The organism is Streptomyces sp. NPDC056480, assembly GCF_042795405.1.
Classification (GTDB): domain Bacteria; phylum Actinomycetota; class Actinomycetes; order Streptomycetales; family Streptomycetaceae; genus Streptomyces.
Genome location: NZ_JBHTSA010000013.1, coordinates 1 through 21720, shown reverse-complemented (window position 1 = coordinate 21720; position 21720 = coordinate 1). Strand labels below are relative to the sequence as shown.

Genomic DNA, 21720 nt, shown 5'->3' with positions numbered 1-21720 from the left:
TGAAGATGCAGTTAAGTGGTTAAAGTAAGTGCAAAGTATAATTCGGGGAGCTGTTCCGTGGTCGTGATCGAGAAATACGTCGAACTTCAAAGCCTCAAGCGAATGCTGAACGAGTGCACGACGAACGGCCGGACAGTCGCCCTCGTCACAGGCCCGGGTGGTGTCGGGAAGACAACACTCCTGTCCAGCTTCTCCGGGTACGCGAAGAGCGCCGGCGCTCTGGTCCTGAGTGCGTCGGGGGCACGCTCGGGGCAGCTCCACTCCTTAGGCGTGCTGTCCCAGTTATTCCGCTCCATCGAGCTGAACGCCGAGCAGGGCGAGCGGTTCGACCGGATCCTGGCACTCCAGGGAACGGATTCCCCGAACCTTTCGCTGAGCGCCTGCGCAGTGGACGAACTCACCGAACTCCTCCTCGAAGCCGCTGGTGGGCAAACCCTGGTACTGGCCGTCGACGACACGCAGTACGCGGATCCGGCCAGTCTGCACGCTCTCCTTCTGATGCTTCGCCGACTCGCGTCGAGTCCCGTCGTCGCCGTGTTCGCCGAGTGGCGCATATTCAGCTCCAAGCCTCCGCTAGTGCTGGCGGAATTCATCAAGCAGCCCTATTTCCATCTCCTCAACCTGCAGCCGCTCTCACTCGAAGGCGTGACCGAATGGCTGCGGCAGCGACGTCTCGGCGAGGCGAGCGCAGAATGTCTCGCCCCTTCCTTCCTGGCTGCGACAGGAGGAAGTCCGCTCCTTTTGCAGGCGCTTTTCCAGGACCAGTGCCGTGGGTTCTACGAGCGTGAACCAGGAGACGTCGATTCGGTATCCGCGATGGACGCGGCACTCAAAGGCGCTCACTTCAAAGTCGCCGTCGAGGCGTGCCTGCACCGCTGGGATCCGCAATTGCTCGATGTGGCGCGCGGCCTGGCCGTTCTCGGCGCTCCGACATCGGCCGACGGACTGGCGCGGCTGCTCAACAGCGAGCAGCGCACGGTCGTGGAGGCGTTGAACGCCCTCGCCGAGACGGGACTCCTCAGCTCCGGCTGGTTCAGCCACCAGGCCGCCCGCGCCGCCGCGCTCAGCGGCCTCGACGGTGAGGCGCTCGCCGCGCTCTACGAGCGCACCGCACTGCTGCTGCACTCCGACGGGGCCGTGCCGTCGGAGGTGGCCGAACGCCTGGTCGCCGCCGGAGGCATCGCGGAGAACTGGTCCGTGGACGTCCTCCGCAACGCTGCCTGGCAGGCGCTGAGGGAAGGGAACCCGAGCCGCGCGGCCGAGTTCCTCGAGGTCGCCCGTCAAGCCTGCGGCGATGCCCAGGAGCGGGCCGAGGTCATGGGGGCGCTGGTACGGGTCCTGTGGCTGACCAAGCCGACAGCGGTGACCTCGCTGCTCGTGCCGCTGTACTCCCTGCTCCAGGACGGGAGTCTGGCCACGCGGGACATCGTCGCGCTCAGTACCTTCCTCGCCTGGCAGGGCCGCGCCGACGAGGCCGCCCTGGCGCTCGACCGGGTCGAGATGAAGGAGGACGAGTGCGACCTGACCGGCACGGCCGAGTGGGCGCTCGCGCGTCAGTGGATTCGCTGGGTGGTGCCCTTCAAGGGCACGGACGGCGCGGAGGAGATCTTCTCGACGCGCCGCAGCGAGGAGGCAGCCGGGTGCGAGTCGTGGAGCGACCTCGTCAAGAGCGCCGAACAGGTCCTCCAGTGCTGCAGGATCGCCGACGCCCTCCCCGTCACCGTGCTGTCCGCCCTGCTCGTCCTCACCTTCGACGACAGGTTGGACGATGCCCAGGGCTGGTGCGAGACGCTCAGGCCGGAGGCCGAAGCGCTCCAGGCCGTGGCCTGGGTGGCGATGCTCGCGGCCGTCCAGGCGCTGGTGGCGGTACGCAGGGGAGACCTGGTCGACGCCGAGCGGCACTCCCGCCGCGCCCTGACCGTGATGCCCCAGCACAACTGGGGCGCCGCCCTCGGCCTGCCGCTGTCCTGCCTCGTCCACGCCACCACGGCCATGGGCAGGACGGACGAGGCGGAGACGCTCATCAAGGAGGCGCTTCCCGAGGCGCGCCGAAATCCGTTCTGGCTGCACTTCCTGCACGCCCGCGGACGGTTCTACATCGGGAACAACCGTCCGTACGCGGCGTTGGCGGACTTCCAGACCTGCGGTCGCCTCCTCTCCGGAACCGTTCTCGACCACGCGAATTTCGTTCCCTGGCGAAGCGACCTGGCGGAGGCGTGGTTGCGTCTCGACGACACGCGCAGCGCCAAGGCCGTCCTCGACGAGCAGTTGACCCTCGCGAACGTCGACAACAAGCGCGTGCGTGGCCGCACTCTGCGGATCATGGCCGCGACGCTCAAGCAGCCGACCCGGGCGGCCATGCTGCGGGACGCGGTGAAGGTCCTCCTCGATTCCGGCGACCGGCTCGAACTGGCCCTCGCCCTCGCCGATTCGAGCGACGCCGAACTCGACTGCGGCCACTTCGCCGAATTCAGACTCATTTCCCACCAGGCGAAGCGGATGGCCAAGATGTGCGGGGCCGAGCCGCTCTACTGGAGGCTGCAGAATTCCGGCGGAGCAGAGGAACCGGGCGAGACCCCGACCTTGCGGAAGACCATCCACCGCTTCGCCCTGCTCAGTGAGGCCGAGCGCAAGGTCGCGGCGCTGGCGGCCCAGGGGCGGAGCAACCGCGAGATAAGCCAGACCCTCTTCATCACGGTGAGCACGGTGGAGCAGCACCTCACCAAGACCTACCGGAAACTCGGAGTGAGCAGTCGCTTCGGCCTGCCCGTGGAGCTGGGCCTGGTGGGCTCGGCGGACCACTGAACCGCCCCCGCGTCCGGTCGGGAGCACGACCGGGCCCCTGCCACCCCGAGCGCCGCCCCTAGGGGTGGTAGGGGTGGTAAGGGCGGGCGTTCAGGCCGTCCCATGCCTGGTGAGGGGGCGATCGGGGGCGACGGCCTGGGGCTGTGCGGCCGCACGGCAGGGGTGGGGTTAGGGGTGTGATCGCTGTCGCCGCGCAGGCGGCGCCGGTTACGTTGAGGTTCGAATGGCCGAGACGATACTGAGGCTTGTCAGGCGGCGGATGCGCCGGCTGACTGCGCTGAGACGGGGTTTCCTGCCGATGTCCGTAGCCGCGGATCGGGACCAGTGGTTCCGCCGATACGAACCTGCGTTGCCGGGCACGGTCACGTTGCTCTGCCTGCCGCACGCGGGCGGTGCGGCGTCACAGTTCCTGCCCCTGGCCCGACGCCTGGCACCTGCCGTGGACGTGGTCTGCGTGCAGTATCCGGGCCGTCAGGACCGGCGGAAGGAGACGCCGATCGAGGACGTGCACACCCTGGCGGACCGGATCTGCGAGCTGCTGGCGCCCACCCCGGAGCAGCAGCTCGTTATCCTGGGGCACAGCATGGGATCGGTCGTCGGCTTCGAACTGGCCCTGCGGATCGAGCGATCGGCCCCGGGCGCGCTGCTCGGCCTGATCGCCTCCGGCCGCCGGGCTCCGGTGATCCACCGGAACGAGAACGTGCACCTGCGGAGCGACGACGACATCATCGCGGAGATCCGCGCCCTGAGCGGGACCGACCCGAGTCTGCTGGCCGACGACGAACTGCTGCGCATGGTCCTGCCGGCCCTGCGGGCCGACTACCGGGCGGTCGAGACCTACCGCCACCGCGAGGGCGACCGGCTCAAGGCCCCGATCGGCGTGTTCGTCGGCGACCGCGACCCCCGGGTGAGCCACGCCGACGGCGTCGCCTGGGAGCAGGTCACCGACGGTGGCTTCTCGATGCGCACGTTCCCCGGAGGGCACTTCTACCTGAACGACCAGCAGGCCGAGGTGGCCTCGGAGGTCGGCGACCGCATCGCCGCGTTCCAGGACCTGTCCCGTGTGTCCTGACGCCTGAGCCGTAGACCGTCGGGACAGCAGCCCCCCCAGGCGCGGGATCCGCCACCGGGGCCGACGCCCTGCGGAGGCGTACGTCGAGGGATCGAGGACCGGCGACGCCCCGCTCCGCCGCCCCGACCCGACCACCCCCCCTTCTCCCTCCTCGCTTCCCGCGTACCCACCCCAGCCGGACGCCTACGGCGCTGCGGGCGTTCCGCCGCGCGCCGGCACTCCGAGTCCGACCGTCCCCGTTCGTTTTCCTCATGACCCGGAGGTGACTTCAGCAATGCTGGAATCGGCGACTGACGTCGACGGCGGTACCGGCTGCGAGCCGATCGCCGTGGTCGGGATGTCCTGCCGGCTCCCCGGGGCCGCCACGCCCGAGGAGTTCTGGCGACTGCTGACGGACGGCCGCAGCGCCGTCGGGCAGGTGCCGGCGGGCCGATGGCAGGAGGAGCCCACCGAGGAGGCGGCCCGCCGGGGCGCCTTCCTCGACGAGGTGGACCGGTTCGACGCGGGGTTCTTCGGTGTCTCACCGCGCGAGGCGCGGAGCATGGACCCGCAGCAGCGGCTGACGCTCGAACTGTGCTGGGAGGCAATCGAGGACGCGGGAATCGTCCCGGAGACGCTGCGCGGCCGGGCGGCAGGGGTGTTCGTCGGCGCGATCGCGGACGACTACGCCCGCCTTTCGCACCGCCAGGGCATGGCGACGATCGGCGCGCACAGCTTCACCGGCCTGCACCGGAGCCTCATCGCCAACCGGGTCTCCTACCGCCTCGGCCTGAACGGGCCGAGCCTGACCGTCGACACCGGCCAGTCGTCGTCCCTGGTCGCGGTGCACCTGGCGGCGGAGAGCCTGCGCCGGGGAGAGTCCGAGATCGCGCTCGTCGGCGGAGTGCACCTCAATCTCGCTCCGGAGAGCGCCGTGGCCGCCGCCCGCTTCGGCGCCCTCTCGCCCACGGGCCGCAGCCACACCTTCGACGACCGCGCCGACGGATTCGTACGCGGCGAGGGCGGGGCCGTGGTGGTGCTCAAGCCCCTGGACCGGGCGCGGGCCGACGGCGACGTCGTCCACTGCGTGATCCGGGGCAGCGCCGTCAACAACGACGGCGGCGGCGCGAGCCTGACCAGCCCCAGCACACGGGCGCAGACGGAGGTGCTCCGGGCGGCGTACCGGCGTGCCGGAGTGACACCCGACCACGTGGGATACGTGGAACTGCACGGCACCGGCACGCGCGTCGGCGACCCCGTCGAGGCGAGCGCGCTGGGCGCCGCACTCTCCGCGGGCCGGCCGGCGGCCAGGCCGCTCCTCGTCGGATCGGTGAAGACCAACATCGGCCACCTGGAGGGCGCCGCGGGCATCGCCGGTCTGGTCAAGACCGTCCTGTCACTGGCCCGTCGCCGGATCCCGCCGAGCCTGAACTTCACCCGGGCCCACCCGGACATCCCCCTGGACGAGCTGCGGCTGAGCGTCGTCCAGGAGCCCACGCCCTGGCCCGAGGGCACGGGCCCGGCCTTCGCCGGTGTCAGTTCGTTCGGCATGGGAGGCACCAACTGCCATGTCGTGCTGGCCGCCGCACCCGACGGGTCCGGCGCCGGGACCGGAGGCAGCGACGGCGAGGGCGCGGGGGAGGAGACCCGGCACCGTACGGTGCCGTGGGTGCTCTCGGGCCGCTCCGCCGACGCGCTCCGCGACCAGGCGGAACGCCTGCGCGCCCGCGTCGAGTCCGCACCGGACCTGCGGCCCGCCGACGTCGGCCGCACACTGGCCGACCACCGCACGCTGTTCGAGCACCGGGCCGTGGTCCTCGGCGACGACCGTACGGCACGGACGGGTGCGCTGGCGGCGCTGGCGGACGCGAAGCCCTCACCGGACGTGGTGACGGGGCGGGCCGTCCCGGGTGACGTCGTGTTCGTCTTTCCCGGCCAGGGCTCGCAGTGGGCCGGCATGGGGCTGGAACTGTACGAGGAGTTCCCGGTCTTCGCCGAGCATCTGCGGGCGTGCGCAAGGGCGTTGCGGCCGCACGTCGACTGGTCGTTGCTGCCGGTGCTCCGAGGGGAGCCCGGAGCACCCTCCCTCGACCGGGTGGACGTGGTGCAGCCCGCCCTGTTCGCGGTGATGACATCACTGGCCCGGCTGTGGCAATCGCTGGGCGTGCGTCCGGCGGCGGTGGTGGGCCACAGCCAGGGCGAGATCGCGGCCGCCCACGTGTCGGGGGCGCTGTCCCTGGAGGACGCGGCCCGCATCGTCGCCGTGCGGAGCCGGGCGCTGCGGAGCCTGTCGGGCCGGGGCGCCATGGCCGTGGTGTCGCTGCCCGCCGACGAGGTCGCCCGACGTGTCGAAAGCGCCGCGGGTGATCTGTCCGTCGCGGCCGTGAACGGGCCGGTGTCGACGGTGGTCGCCGGTGCACCCGACGCGGTGGACCGCTTCGTGGACCAGGTGGCGGGGGAGGGCTTCCAGGCCCGCCGTCTGCCCGTCGACTACGCCTCCCACTCGACGCAGACCGAGGAGATCGGTGAGGACCTCGTCCGGTCCCTCGCCGGTGTGTCCGCGCGTTCGGGAGAGATCCCCTTCTACTCGACGGTCACCGGCGGGGTCGTGGACACCACCGCTCTCGACGCCGCCTACTGGTTCCGGAACCTGCGGCGCACGGTCCGGTTCGAGGAGACCGTACGGCTGCTGCTGGCCGACGGGCACCGGCAGTTCGTGGAGTGCAGTCCGCACCCGGCCCTGCTCGCCGCCGTGGCCGACACCGCCGAGGCGGCCGGGGTGCCCGCCGCCCGCACGGGCTCGCTGCGCCGGGACGACGGCGGCAGCCGGCGGTTCCTGACCAGCCTGGCCGAGGCCCACACCCAGGGCACCGCCGTGGACTGGTCGGCGTTCCTCGCCGACCCGGACGGACGGCGCGTGCCGCTCCCGACCTACCCCTTCCAGCGTGAGCGCCACTGGTGGGAGGCGCCCGCCGGAACGGCGCGGGAGACCGTCTCACCGCCGGCCGCCTCCCCGCTGCTCCCAGCCCCGGAGACCGACGAGGACGAGGAGCCGCCCACCACGGCAGCCGGTCGGCAGCCCCTGGCGGACCGGCTCGCCGGGCTCCGACAGGCCGACCGCGACCGGATGATGCTCGACCTGGTCCGCCACGGGGCGGCACTCGTCCTGGAGCACGACTCCGCGGAGGGCATCGAGGCCGACCGGTCGTTCCGGGACCTCGGCTTCGACTCGATGACGGCCGTCGAGATGCGGCGGCGGATGAACACCGCGACCGGCCTGCGCCTGCCCGCCACCGTTCTGTTCGAACACCCGACCCCGGCCCGCCTGGCCCGCCACCTGTGGAACGAACTGCTCCAGGCGGCGCCCGACGCCACGATCGCCCCCGGCCCGGTCCCCGACGAGGCCGACCCGGTCGCGATCGTCGGCATCGGCTGCCGCTTCCCCGGCGACGTCCGGTCCCCCGAGGACCTGTGGCGGCTGCTCGCCGAAGGAACCGACGCCATCACGGAGTTCCCCGAGGACCGCGGCTGGCGGCTCGACGAACTGTTCGACCCGCACCCGGAGAACGGCCCGCGGAGCTACGTACGACAGGGCGGCTTCCTGCACGACGCGACCCGGTTCGACGCGGCCTTCTTCGGCATCAGCCCGCGCGAGGCCGACGCGATGGACCCCCAGCAGCGGCTGCTCCTGGAGACCTCGTGGGAGGCACTGGAGCGAGCCGGGGTCGACCCCACCGTGCTGCGCGGCAGCGACACCGGTGTGTTCCTCGGCGCGACCTCGCAGGACTACGGCTCCCGTCTCGACGACGCGCCCGCCGGCTACGAGGGGTACGTGCTCACCGGCAGCTCCTCCAGCGTGGCGTCCGGGCGGGTGGCGTACACGCTGGGCCTGGAAGGACCGGCGCTGACCGTCGACACGGCGTGCTCCTCCTCGCTGGTGGCGCTGCACCTGGCCCGGCAGGCGGTGCTGCGCGGCGAGTGCTCCATGGCCCTGGCCGGCGGTGTGACCGTCATGGCGACGCCCGGGATGTTCGCCGAGTTCAGCAGGCAGCGCGGACTGGCCCCGGACGGGCGCTGCAAGCCGTTCGCCGAGGCCGCCGACGGCACCGCCTGGAGCGAGGGCGTGGGCGTCCTCCTCATCGAGCGGCTGTCCGACGCGACCCGCAACGGACACCGGGTCCTGGCCGTCCTGCGCGGCTCCGCGGTGAACCAGGACGGTGCCAGCAACGGCCTGACCGCACCCAACGGAGGAGCCCAGCGCCGAGTCATCCGGCAGGCGCTGGCCACGGCCGGACTCGCGGCGGCCGACGTGGACGCCGTCGAGGCACACGGCACCGGCACGACCCTGGGCGACCCGATCGAGGCGCAGGCCGTCCTCGCCACCTACGGCCAGGACCGCCCCGCCGACCGGCCGGTGCTGCTCGGATCGCTCAAGTCGAACATCGGGCACCCCCAGGCCGCCGCCGGAGTCGCCGGCGTGATCAAGATGGTCATGGCGATGCGGCACGGCGTGCTGCCCCGCACCCTCCATCTGGACCGCCCGTCCTCGCACGTCGACTGGGACGCGGGCGCCGCCGCGCTGCTGCCCGAGCCCAGGCCCTGGCCGGAGGTGGACCGGCCGCGCCGCGCCGGCGTGTCGTCGTTCGGCATCAGCGGCACCAACGCCCACGTCATCCTGGAACAGCCGCCGGGGGAGCGGGAGTCCGAGACCGCCGGTCCTGTCCCGGCGGCCGTGCCGTGGCCGCTGTCCGCCCGCGACCCGCGCGCGCTGCGCCGCCAGGCCGAGCTGCTGCACGACTGGCTGCGCGACCACCCCGACGCCCCTCCCACCGACGTCGCGCACACCCTCGACGCGGGACGGGCCGCGCTCACCCACCGGGCCGTGGTGATCGGCGGCGACCGCGACGCCTTCCTGACCGGCCTGCGTGCGCTCGCCGACGGCGAGACCGCCCGCCACCTCGTCCAGGACACCACCACGACCACCACCGCCACCGCCGACCGCAGGACCGTCTTCGTCTTTCCCGGCCAGGGCTCCCAGTGGGCCGGGATGGGCGTACGGCTCATGGACGAGTCACCGGTCTTCCGCGAGCACCTGACCGACTGCGCCGCGGCGCTCCAGCCGTATCTGGAGTTCTCGCCCCTGGCCGTGCTGCGCGGAGAGCCGGACGCGCCCACCCTCGACCGGGTCGACGTCGTCCAGCCGGTGCTCTTCGCGGTGATGGTCTCCCTGGCCCGCACCTGGGAGACGCACGGTGTCCGGCCCGACGCGGTCGTCGGGCACTCCCAGGGAGAGATAGCCGCGGCGCACCTCGCGGGCGCGCTGTCCCTGGACGACGCCGCCCGGATCGTGTGCAGGCGCAGCCAGGCCCTCGCGGTGCTCGCCGGCCGGGGCGGCATGGCGTCCCTGCCGCTGCCGCTGCCCGAGGTCGCCGAGCTGATCGGCCCCTGGGGCGACCGCCTGGAGGTGGCGGCCGTCAACGGCCCCAGGGCCGTCGTCGTCGCCGGAGACGCGGACGCACTGACCGAACTGCTCGCCGCATGCGCCGGGCGCCAGGTGTCCGCACGGCGCATCGCCGTCGACTACGCCTCGCACTCCGCGCAGGTCGAACCCGTCCGGGAGCAACTGGCCGTCGATCTTGCCGGGATCACACCGCGGCGCGGCGACATCCCCTTCCACTCCACCGTCACCGGCGCCGAGATCGCCGACACCAGGACGCTGGACGCCGACTACTGGTTCCGCAACCTCCGGCAGACGGTCCGCTTCGCCGACGTCACCGGCGAACTGCTCGCCGCCGGACACCGGAACTTCGTCGAGATCAGCCCGCACCCGGTCCTCACCCTCGCCCTCCAGAGCACCTTCGAACACCACGGCGACGACGGCGCGTCCGCGTCCGTCACCGGCACGCTGCACCGGGACGAGGGCGGCCTGGCGAACGTCCTGACCTCCCTGGCGGGCCTGCACGTCACCGGCACCCCCGTCCGCTGGGACCCGCTCGACCGGACCGCTCCCGCGCACCCGGTCGAGCTGCCCACCTATCCCTTCCGGCGCCGGCGCCACTGGCTGACGCCTTCGAGCGGCGCACCGGACGTGTCCGCGGCAGGGCTCGACACCACCGCACACCCGCTGCTCCCCGCGGCCGTCCCCCTCGCCGACGACGGCGGGGCCGCGCTCACCGGCACGCTGTCGCTCCAGACCCAGCCCTGGCTGGCCGACCACGCCGTGCACGGCACCGTCCTGCTGCCCGCCACGGCCTTCGTCGAGCTGGCCGTCCAGGCCGGCGACCGGACAGGCTGCCCGGACATCGAGGAACTGGTGCTCCAGGCCCCCCTCGTGCTGCCCACCGCCGGCACCGTACGCACCCAGGTGGTCGTCGGAGCCCCGGACGCGGACGGCCGACGGCCCGTCGCCGTCCACTCCGCCGACAGCGGCGAGCGGCCCGCGTGGACCTGCCACGCGCGCGGTACCCTCGCGCCCGCCGCCGACGCGTCCCTCCCGTCGGAGCCTGTCGCCTCCTGGCCACCGGCCGGGGCCGAGGCCGTCCCGGTGGACGAGGCCTACACCCACCTCGACGCACTGGGCTTCGGCTACGGGCCCGCGTTCCGCGGACTGCGCCGGCTCTGGCGCCTGGGCGACGACCTGTTCTGCGACGTCGAGCTGTACGGCCCGCTCACACCGGACGCCGGAGCGTACGGACTGCACCCCGCTCTGCTCGACGCCGCCCTGCACCCGCTGGTGTGGGACGACACCCGGGTCCGGCTCCCCTTCTCCTGGACCGGGGTACGGCTGCGGGCGACTGCCGCGACCGCGCTGCGGGTGCAGCTGCGCCGGCGGCCCGACGGCGCCACCCGCCTGACCGCGACCGACCCCGCTGGGGGGCTCGTCGCCGAGGTGGACGCGCTGACGCTGCGCCCGGTCGACGTCGAGCAGCTCGCCGCCCCCGCCGCCCAGCACGATCTGTACCTGGTCGACTGGACCACCCTCGCGGCGCCGGACGTCCCCCGGCCGGCCCGCGAACGGGCGGTCGTCGACCCGTCGCCGCACGGCGCCCACCCCCGGGGCGCCGACACCTACCCCGGGCTCGCCGAACTGGCCCGCGCGGTGGACAGCGGCACGCCGGTTCCGGCGCTGGTCTCCTACCACCCTGGGCAGACCGGCGCCGGAACGGCGGAGGATCCGGCGCAACCGGCGCGCACGCACGACCTGGTGACCGAGACGCTCGGCTTCCTCCAGGAGTGGCTGGCAGACGAGCGGTTCACGGACGTTCCGCTGGCCGTCGTCACCCGCTCGGCCGTCCGCACCGGCCCGGCCGACGGCCCCGTCGATCCCGCGGCCGCCGCGGTCTGGGGCCTGCTCCGGTCGGCACAGTCGGAATACCCCGGCCGGTTCCTCCTGCTGGACACCGACACCGACACCGACACCGACACCCACATCCAGACCGACACCCAGGCCGAAGCCGACACCCGCGCCGATGCCGACACCCGTGCCGACGCCGATCCGGCCGCCGACACGCACGCCGAGGCCGACACCCGCGCCGACGCCGAGACCCGCGCCGACGCCGATCCGGCCGCCGACACGCTTGCCGTCGCGATCGCCACCGGGGAGACGCAACTGGCCCTGCGCGCGGGTGAGATCCGTACGCCCCGGCTCGTCCACCGGCTCCGTGCCGAAAGCGGTACGCCCTTCCGTCCGGCAGAGGGCGGCACCGTACTGATCACCGGCGGCACCGGCACCCTCGGCCGGCTGCTCGCCCGGCGCCTCGTCACCCACCACGGCGTGAGCCGACTCCTGCTGACCAGCCGTCAGGGTGCCGACGCGCCGGAGGCCGAGACCCTGCGCGCCGAACTCACCGTCCTGGGCGCCGAGGTCACCCTCGCCGCGTGCGACACCGCCGACCGCGCCCCGCTCGCCGCGCTGCTCGCCGACATCCCGGCCGAGCACCCGCTGACCGCGGTGTTCCACGCCGCCGGCGTGCTGGCCGACGCCACCCTCCCGGCACTCGAGGAGACCCACGTCCAGGCGGCCCTGCGCCCGAAGGCGGACGCCGCCTGGCACCTGCACGACCTGACCCGGCACATGGATCTCACCGCCTTCGTCCTCTTCTCCTCCGTGATGGCCACCCTCGGCGGACCGGGACAGGCCAACTACGCGGCGGCCAACGCCTACCTCGACGCCCTCGCGCACCGGCGACGCGCCGACGGCCTGCCCGCCCTCTCCCTGGGCTGGGGCCAATGGGCCCAGGCCAGCGGCATGACCGGCCACCTCGGCCGCGCCGACCTGGCCCGCATGCACCGAGCCGGACTGCGCCCGCTGCCCACCGAGGAGGCACTGCTCCTGCTGGACGCCGCGCTGGCCGGTCAGGACGCCCACCTCGTACCCGCGAAGATCGACGCGGCCCGGGCGCCCGCGACCGGGATGCTGCGTGCCCTGGCCGCCCCCGCGCCCTCGCGGCGGGCCGCCGCAGCCACCCCGCCGAGCACGGCGGAACCGTCGGACGACGACCTCCGGGCACGGCTGGACGCGCTGTCGGGCACCGAGCGGGCCACCCGGCTGCTCGACCTGGTCCGCAGCAACACCGCGGTCGTCCTCGGCCACACCTCCCCGGCACACGTCGACACCGACCAGTCCTTCCAGGACGCCGGGTTCGACTCCCTCACCTCCGTCGAACTGCGCAACCGCCTGGCCGCCGCGACCGGACTGCGGCTGCCGGTGACGCTGCTCTTCGACCATCCCACCCCGGCCGCCGTCGCGGGCCTGCTGCACGAGCTGCTGTTCCCGGCCGACAGGGCGCACGGGACCGTCGCGTCGCCCTCGGCCGAGAACCTCCACGCGGAGGCGGCCGCCGAGCCGATCGCCATCGTGGGAATCGGCTGCCGCTTCCCGGGCGGTGTGAGCTCCCCCGACGACCTCTGGCGCATGGTCGCCGACGGCGTGGACGGCGTGGGGCCGTTCCCCGCCGACCGGGGATGGGACGTCGAGGGACTGTACGACGCCGACGCGGGACGCCTCGGACACAGCTACGTCCGTCAGGGCGGATTCCTGCACGACGCCGCCGAGTTCGACGCCGACTTCTTCGGGATCAGCCCGCGCGAGGCCCTGGCGACGGACCCGCAGCAGCGGCTGCTCCTCGAAGTCGCCTGGGAGACGCTGGAGGACGCCGGGGTGGACCCGGCGGGACTCCGGGGAAGCCGCACGGGCGTGTTCGCCGGGCTCATGTACCACGACTACGGCTCGCGGCTGAGCGCCGTGCCGTCGGAGCTCGAAGGCTATCTCGGCAACGGCAGCGCGGGCAGCGTGGCCTCCGGCCGAGTGGCGTACACCTTCGGCTTCGAGGGCCCGGCGGTGACCGTGGACACCGCGTGCTCCTCCTCGCTCGTGGCGCTGCACATGGCGGCGCAGGCCTTGCGCTCCGGCGAGTGCTCCATGGCCCTGGCCGGCGGCGTCTCCGTGATGTCGACGCCGCAGACCTTCGTGGAGTTCAGCCGGCAGCGGGGCCTTTCGGCCGACGGACGGTGCAAGGCGTTCTCGGCGGCGGCGGACGGGTTCGGTCCCGCCGAGGGCGTCGGCCTGGTGCTGCTCGAACGCTTGTCGGACGCGGTGGCGAGCGGTCACCGGGTGCTTGCGGTGCTGCGCGGATCGGCCGTCAACCAGGACGGCGCTTCGAACGGCCTGACGGCGCCGAACGGCCCGTCGCAGCAGCGGGTGATCCGGCAGGCCCTGGCGAACGCGGGTCTGTCCGCCGGTGATGTGGACGTCGTGGAGGCGCACGGCACCGGGACGAGGCTGGGTGACCCGATCGAGGCGCAGGCGCTGCTCGCGACGTACGGCCAGGACCGGCCCGAGGACCGTCCGTTGTGGCTGGGCTCGGTGAAGTCGAACATCGGGCACACGCAGGCCGCCGCGGGTGTGGCCGGGGTCATCAAGATGGTGATGGCCATGCGGTACGGGCGGCTGCCGGAGACCCTGCACGTCGACGAGCCCTCCCCGCACATCGACTGGTCGGCCGGTGACGTGCGTCTGCTGACGGAGCCGGTGCCCTGGCCGGCGGAGGGGCGGCTGCGACGTGCGGGCGTGTCGTCCTTCGGGGTCAGCGGCACCAACGCGCACGTGATCCTGGAGGAGGCGCCCGAGGCCGCGCCCGTTCCCGAGCGCGAGGTGGACCTGTCCGGCCCGGTGCCCTGGGTGGTGTCGGGGCGGGACACGGCGGGCGTACGGGGCCAGGCTGCGCGCCTCGCCGAGTTCGTCCGCAGCCGGCGGGCCGCGGGCCCGGCCGACCGGGAGTGGATCGCGGGTGTCGCTGCGGGGCTGGCCGGACGGGCCGCCCTGGAGCAGCGGGCCGTGGTGGTCGGCGCGGACGCGGACGAACTCCTTGCGGGACTCGAAGAGCTGATGGCCGCCGAGCGGTCGCTGCCCGCGCGGACGGACTCCGGAGTCGTCTTCGTCTTCCCCGGTCAGGGTGGTCAGTGGGTGGGGATGGGTCGTGAACTGCTGCTTTCGTGGCCGGTGTTCGCGGAGCGGATGGCCGTGTGTGAGCGGGCCTTGGACCCGTTCGTGGACTGGTCGTTGCGTGATGTGTTGACGGGTGCGGACGAGGAGTGGTCGGCCCGGGTGGATGTGGTGCAGCCGGTGTTGTGGGCGGTGATGGTGTCGCTGGCTGAGGCGTGGCGTGCGGCGGGTGTGGTGCCGGATGTGGTGGTGGGTCATTCGCAGGGTGAGATCGCGGCTGCGGTGGTGGCGGGTCGGTTGACGGTGGAGGACGGCGCTCGGGTCGTTGCTCTGCGGTCGCGCGCGTTGCGGCAGCTGGCCGGTCACGGTGCGATGGCCTCGGTCTCGCTGGACGTGGAGAAGGCGGAGGCGTACCTGCCGTCGGGTGTCACCGTGGCGGCGGTGAATGCTCCCGGGCAGATCGTGGTGAGCGGTCCGCCCGAGGAGATCGCCGCACTGTGTGCCCGGCTGGAGGGGCTGGGGATACGGGCCCGGCGCATCGAGGTCGACTACGCCTCGCACCACGCGCAGGTGGAGCAGATCGCCGGGGAGTTGCGGGCCGGACTCGCGGGCTTGTCCTCGTGTGGCAGTGAGGTGGCGATGTGGTCGACGGTCACCGGTGAGCTGGTCGCCGATGAGGAGCTGGACGCGGGGTACTGGTACCGGAACCTGCGACAGCCGGTGCTCTTCGAGACCGCTGTCCGCGCCGCGTCCGGCCGGGGGCGGGGCATGTTCGTCGAGGTCGGCCCCCACCCGGTGCTCGGGCTCGCCCTGTCGACCGTCCTCGGCGACGGCGACCGCGATGGAAACGGGCGGGTGCTGCATACCCTGCGTCGCGACCAGCCCGAGGCCGCGCAGCTGCTGTCCGGTCTGGGTGCGGCCTGGGCTGCCGGTCTGCCGGTGGCGTGGCGGGAGTTGCTGCCCGTCGTCGAGCCGGTGGCCTTGCCCACGTACGCCTTCCAGCGTGAGCGTTACTGGCTGGGCGCGCCGCCGGTGGCGATGGGGACTGGCATCTCCGATTCCGACGCGTGGCGTTATCGGGTGGGCTGGACGCCGCTGGCGGCCCGGCACGCAGGTGGGCTGCCTCGGAAGTGGCTGCTGCTCTGCCACGACGTAACCGAAGCCGGCGACGTGCGGGCGGCGTTGGAGCAGGCCGGTGCCCAGGTCGAGGTGCGGGTGCTGCCGACCGACCGCGACGCCGATCGCGCCGGTGTGACGGAACTGCTCGCGGGCGCCGAGCACATCGCGTACCTGCCGGCCGGCTTCGACCATGGTGCTGGTGCCGATACCGAAGCCGCGTCCGCTGCCGCCTCCGATGGCGCGACGGGCGGCCTGTCGGTTCGCCTCGCCGCTGCGCTCGCGGTGATGCAGGGTGTCGTGGAGTGCGAGGGTGCCCGGTTGTGGGTGGTGACGCGGGGTGCGGTGTCCGCGCCGGGGAACGGTTCGGTTGCTGATCCGGTGTCGGCGGCGGTGTGGGGTCTTGGCCGGGTCTTCGGTCTTGAGCACCCGGCTCGTTACGGTGGTCTGGTCGATCTGCCGGCGGTGTGGGAGTCCGGTACCGGTGGTCTGTTGGTGACGGCGTTGGCGTCGGTGGAGGATCAGCTGGCGGTCGGTGCGGATGGGGTCTTCGTTCGTCGGTTGCGTCGTGCTCCTGTGCCGGTCGTTGGTGGTGGTGGGCGGTGGCGGCCGAGTGGGACCGTGGTGGTGACGGGTGGTACGGGTGGTCTGGGTTCGCATCTGGCGCGGTGGCTGGCCGGGAACGGGGCCGAGCGTCTGGTTCTGGTCAGCCGGTCGGGGCCGGCGGCTCCGGGTGCGGTCGAGCTGGCGGAGGAGCTGACTGCGGCCGGTACGCCGACCACGGTCAGGGCCTGTGACATCACGGATGCGGGGCAGCTGGCCGAGGTCCTGGATGACACGGGCGCCGGAAACCCGCCGATCACCACCGTCATCCACGCCGCCGCGATCATCGAGCTGGCCCGCCTGCGCGACGCCACGCCGGAGCATCTGAGCACCGTCCTGGGCGCCAAGTGCACCGGCGCCACGCACCTCGCCGATCTGCTCGCCGCGCACCACCCCGATGTCCGGCTGGTGCTGTTCTCGTCCATCGCCGGAATCTGGGGCAGCGGCGTGCACGGCGCGTACGCCGCCGCGAACGCGTATCTCGACGCGCTGGCCGAGAGCCGGGCCGCGTCGCAGCCGATCACGTCCGTGGCATGGGGCATCTGGGACACCGAGCTGGCCCTCGGACGCGTCGACCCCGACCAGATGTACCGTCAGGGATTGCCGTTCCTCGACCGCGAGCGGGCGCTGGACGCGCTCGCCCAGGTCCTCGCCGGCGAGGAGACGGTCCTGGCGATCGCCGAGGTCGACTGGCCCACGTTCGTTCCCGTCTTCACCGCGGCGAGGCCGCGGCCCCTGCTCTCCGAGCTTCCCGAGGTACGTGCCCTCGAGCCCGCCGCGCAGGACTCCACGGCCCCGGCCGCCTCCTCATCGGCACTGGTGGAGAGGCTGGCCACGGCGACCGAGGCCGAGAGGGACGCGGCCCTCCTCGAGACCGTTCGGACCGAGGCGGCCTCCGTGCTCGGTCACACCGGCCTGGACGCCATCGGCCCCCACCGCGCGCTCCGTGACGTCGGGTTCGACTCGCTGACCGCCGTCGACCTCCGCAACCGGCTCGGTGCCGCTCTGGGGATCCGGCTGCCCGCGACGGTGGTGTTCGACTACCCCACACCGCGTGCTCTCGCCGCCTTCCTCAAGGCCGAGGTGTGGGGCGGTCGGCCCGCCACCGAGAACGCCCCGCGGCCCGTGGCGTTCAGCGGGGAGCCCATCGCCATCGTCGGCATGAGCTGCCGTCTTCCCGGCGGTGTGCAGTCCGCGGAGGACCTCTGGGACCTCCTCTCCGCACAGGGCGAGACCGTTTCGGGCTTCCCCTTCGACCGCGGGTGGGACGCCGGTTCGCTGCGTCGGCCGGACCGTGAGGGCTCGAACGGCGTGTCCGCCCGGGGCGGAGGCTTCCTGCACGACGCCGCCCTCTTCGATCCGGAGTTCTTCGGCATCAGCCCCCGTGAGGCCCGCGCGATGGACCCGCAGCAGCGGCTGCTCCTCGAGACCGCGTGGGAGGCCTTCGAACGCGCCGGGATCGACCCGGAGTCGCTGGCGGGAACCTCGACGGGCGTCTTCGTCGGCTCCAACTACCAGGACTACGGAGCGAACCTGGCAGCCGTTCCGGAGGGCACCGAGGGGCATCTGCTCACCGGTGGTGCGTCGAGTGTGCTGTCGGGCCGTATCGCGTACACCTTCGGTCTCGAGGGGCCGGCGGTCACCGTCGACACGGCGTGCTCGTCGTCGCTCGTCGGTGTGCACCTTGCCACCCAGGCGCTGCGGCTCGGGGAGTGCTCGCTCGCGCTCGCCGGAGGCGTCGCCGTCATGGGGTCGCCGGGAGCACTGCTCGCGTTCAGCAAGCAGGGCGCGCTGTCGCCGGACGGCCGGTGCCGGTCCTTCTCCGCCGACGCGGACGGCATGGGCATGGCCGAGGGCGTCGGTCTGCTGCTGCTCGAACGGCTGTCGGACGCGGTGGCGAACGGTCACCGGGTGCTGGCCGTGGTACGCGGCTCCGCAGTGAACCAGGACGGTGCGTCGAACGGTCTGACGGCACCGAACGGCCCGTCGCAGCAACGGGTGATACGCCAGGCGCTTGCGAACGCGCAGGTCGACGCCGGCGAGGTCGATGCCGTGGAGGCCCACGGCACGGGCACCAGGCTCGGTGACCCGATCGAGGCACAGGCCCTTCTGGCCACGTACGGCCAGGACCGGCCGGAGGGCCGGCCCCTGTGGCTGGGCTCGGTCAAGTCGAACATCGGACACACACAGGCCGCCTCCGGCGTGACCGGTGTGATCAAGATGGTGATGGCGCTGCGGCACCACCAGCTTCCGGCCACGCTGCACGCCGACACCCCGTCGCCGCACGTGGACTGGGCGACCGGTGACGTACGGCTGCTGACCGAGCCGGTGCCGTGGCGGACCGAGGGCCGCCCGCGGCGGGCGGGTGTCTCCTCGTTCGGCGTCAGCGGCACCAACGTCCACGTGATCCTGGAGGAGGCGCCCACGGCAGACGTGGCCACGACAGGGGCGCCCACGGCCGTGGAGCGGACGGCAGGGGCGAAGCCCCCGGCGACGTCGCTGGGTGAGGGTCCGGTGCCGTGGGTGGTGTCGGGCCGTGGTGACGACGGCCTGCGCGGTCAGGCGGCCCAGCTGGCCGGCTTCGTACGGGCTCGGCGGGCTGCGGGTGTGGTCGACCGCGAGTGGATGGCGGGAGTGGCGGCCGAGTTGGCCGGCAGGGCCGCCCTGGAACAGCGGGCTGTCGTCGTCGGCGCTGACGTGGCTGAACTGCTGGATCGACTTGACGAGTTGGTCGCCGACGGGCGGTCGCCGCTGAGGCGGACGACGGACTCCGGTGTGGTGTTCGTCTTCCCCGGACAGGGTGGTCAGTGGCTGGGGATGGGGCGTGAACTCCTGCTCTCGTGGCCGGTGTTCGCCGAGCGGATGGCCGTGTGCGAGCGGGCTCTGGAGCCGTTCGTCGACTGGTCGCTGAGGGCGGTCCTGTCGGGTGAGGAGTGCGACTGGCTGGACCGGGTGGATGTGGTTCAGCCGGTGCTGTGGGCGGTGATGGTGTCCCTCGCGGAGGTCTGGCGTGCGGCGGGTGTGGTGCCTGATGCCGTGGTGGGTCATTCGCAGGGCGAGATCGCGGCTGCCGTGGTCGCGGGTCGGCTGAGTGTCGAGGACGGAGCCCGGGTGGTCGCGCTGCGGTCGCGCGCGTTGCGGCAGCTGGCCGGCCACGGTGCGATGGCCTCGATCTCGCTGGACGTGGAGAAGGCGGAGGAGTTTCTGCCGCCGTCGGTGACGGTGGCGGCGGTGAACGCGCCGGGGCAGATCGTGGTGAGCGGTCCGCCCGAGGAGATCGCCGCACTGTGTGCTCGGCTGGAGGGGCTGGAGATACGGGCCCGGCGCATCGAGGTCGACTACGCCTCGCACCACGAGCAGGTGGAGCAGATCGCCGGGGAGTTGCGGGCCGGACTCGAAGGGCTGTCCTCGTGTGGCAGTGAGGTGGCGATGTGGTCGACGGTCACCGGTGAGCTGGTCGCCGACGATGAGCTGGATGCCGGGTACTGGTACCGGAACCTTCGGCAGCCGGTGCTGTTCGAGACCGCCGTCCGCGCCGCGCACGGCCAGGGCCGGGTCCTGTTCGTCGAGGTCGGCCCTCACCCGGTGCTCGGGCTCGCCCTGTCGACCGTCCTCGGCGACGGCGACGGCGACGGCGACACGCACGGCGGTGACGGCGACGGCGAAGGGCGGGTGCTGCACACCCTGCGCCGCGACCAGCCCGAAGCCGTACAGCTGCTGACCAGCCTGGGTGCGGCCTGGGCCGCCGGTCTGCCGGTGGCATGGCGTGACCTGCTGCCCGCCGTGGAGCCGGTCGAGTTGCCCACGTACGCCTTCCAGCGGCAGCGGTACTGGCTCGACGCGCCCGCCATCACGGCGTCCGCTACTGCGGCGGACGTCGTGCAGCAGGTCGGTGCCTCCCCGAGCGACGTCTGGCGCTACCGCGTGGGCTGGACACCGCTGGCCGCCCGGCACGCCGATCGGCTGCACCGGCGGTGGCTGCTGCTGTGCCACGACGAGACCGAAGTCGGCGATGTTCAGGCGGCGTTGGAGCAGGCCGGTGCCAAGGTCGAGGTGCGGGTGCTGCCCGCCGATCCCGACCCCGACCACGACGTCCACCGCGCCGGCCTCGCTGAGCTGCTCGTGGGCGCCGAGCACATCGCGTACCTGCCGACCGGGTTGGACCGGAGCCATCCGCGACACCCGGACCTGCCCGTCGGGCCGGCCGCCGTACTGGCGGTCCTGCAGACCGTCGTGGAGCAGGAAGGCGCCCGGCTGTGGGTGCTGACCCGTGGTGCGGTCAACGCACCCGGGAGCAGCGGGGCCCCGGACCCGGTGTCAGCTGCGGTATGGGGTCTCGGCCGGGTCTTCGGCCTCGAACACCCCGACCACTACGGCGGTCTGATCGACCTGCCCGCCGCCTGGCAGCCCGGTACCGGTGCCCAGTTGGCCGCCGCGCTGGCCGAGCCGGTCGAGGACCAGCTCGCCCTCCGTCCGGGCGGCACCTTCGCCCGCCGGCTCCAGCACGCGCCGGCGCCCCCGCGCGGCGACCGGGAGTGGAAGCCCCGTGGCACCGCGCTGATCACCGGAGGAACCGGAGCGCTCGGTGCCCATGTGGCCCGCTGGCTGGCCCGGAACGGCGCCGAGCGGATCGTGCTCGTCAGCCGTACCGGGCCGGACGCGCCCGGCGCGGGCGATCTGGCCCGCGAGCTGACGACGGGAGGCACCCCCACCACCGTCGTCGCCTGTGACATCGCCGACCCCCAGCAGGTGGCCGGCCTGTTCGGCGGCGATGGTGATCACCCGCCGATCACCACGGTCATCCACGCCGCCGGGGTACCGCAGCGCACCACGCTGCAGGAGTCGGACCCCGCCGCGTTCGCGGAGCTGCTGCGGGCGAAGGTGACCGGAACACGGAACCTCCTCGCGGCCCTCGACGAGCACCCGGTCGACGACCTGGTGCTGTTCTCCTCCAACTCGGGGGTCTGGGGCAGCGGGCTGCACGGCGCCTATGCCGCCGCCAACGCCTACCTGGACGCGGTGGCGGAGCAGCTGCGGGCTCGCGGCCGGCGGGCGATCTCGGTCGCCTGGGGCCTGTGGGGCGGCGGAGGCATGGCCGAGGGAGACGGCGAGGAGTACCTGGCGCGCGTCGGCATCCGTCCGATGGCGCCCGACCTCGCCGTCGAGGCGCTGCACGAGGCGCTCACCCTCGACGAGACGTTCGTGGCCGTGGCCGACGTGGACTGGGAGCGGTTCGTTCCCACTTAGACGTCGTTTCTTATGGTGTGATCGTTCGTTGAGCCGTGCATGACGGATCTCATCGAGCGGTTGGTGCCAGACGAGTTATGGGTCTTGTTCAGGCGAGTGGTGCCTCCGACGGTGGTGATACGTCCGCAGGGCGGTGGCCGCCGTCGGTCAGGAGACCGTGAAGCCCTGGCCGCGATCATCTACGTGGCGACCTCGGGCTGCACCTGGCGGCAACTGCCGCCGGTGTTCGGCCCCGCCTGGCCCACGGTCTACCGCCGGTTCGCCCAGTGGAGCCGGGACCGGGTCTGGGCGAAGCTCTACCGCGTGATCCTCGACGAACTCGGAGCGCGGGGCGAGCTGGACTGGTCGCGGTGCGCGATCGACTCGGTCAGCCTGCGGGCGGCAAAAGGGGGCCACTGGCGGGACCGAATCCGACCGACCGCGGCAAATTGGGATCGAAAATCCACCTGATCTG

Annotated in this window: 3 protein-coding genes and 1 pseudogene; all 4 read left to right on the top strand. The window is 72.9% G+C overall.

Translation table 11 applies throughout. The features are described from left to right. Positions 1–57 precede the first annotated feature (57 nt). Entirely contained in the window at positions 58–2805 is a 2748-nt protein-coding gene (locus ACFQ79_RS08900; protein ID WP_383580455.1) for an AAA family ATPase, read from the top strand. Positions 2806–3103: 298 nt separating this feature from the next. Then, on the top strand, positions 3104–3877 hold the full coding sequence (locus ACFQ79_RS08895; protein ID WP_383580453.1) for a thioesterase II family protein: 774 nt from the start codon (positions 3104–3106) through the stop codon (positions 3875–3877). A gap of 274 nt (positions 3878–4151) precedes the next feature. Beyond that, a complete protein-coding gene (locus ACFQ79_RS08890) occupies positions 4152–21266 on the top strand; it encodes an SDR family NAD(P)-dependent oxidoreductase (protein ID WP_383580450.1) in 17115 nt (5704 codons plus the stop codon). A 39-nt stretch (positions 21267–21305) separates the two neighbouring features. Then, a pseudogene (locus ACFQ79_RS08885) lies at positions 21306–21720 on the top strand (transposase); the annotation flags it as partial.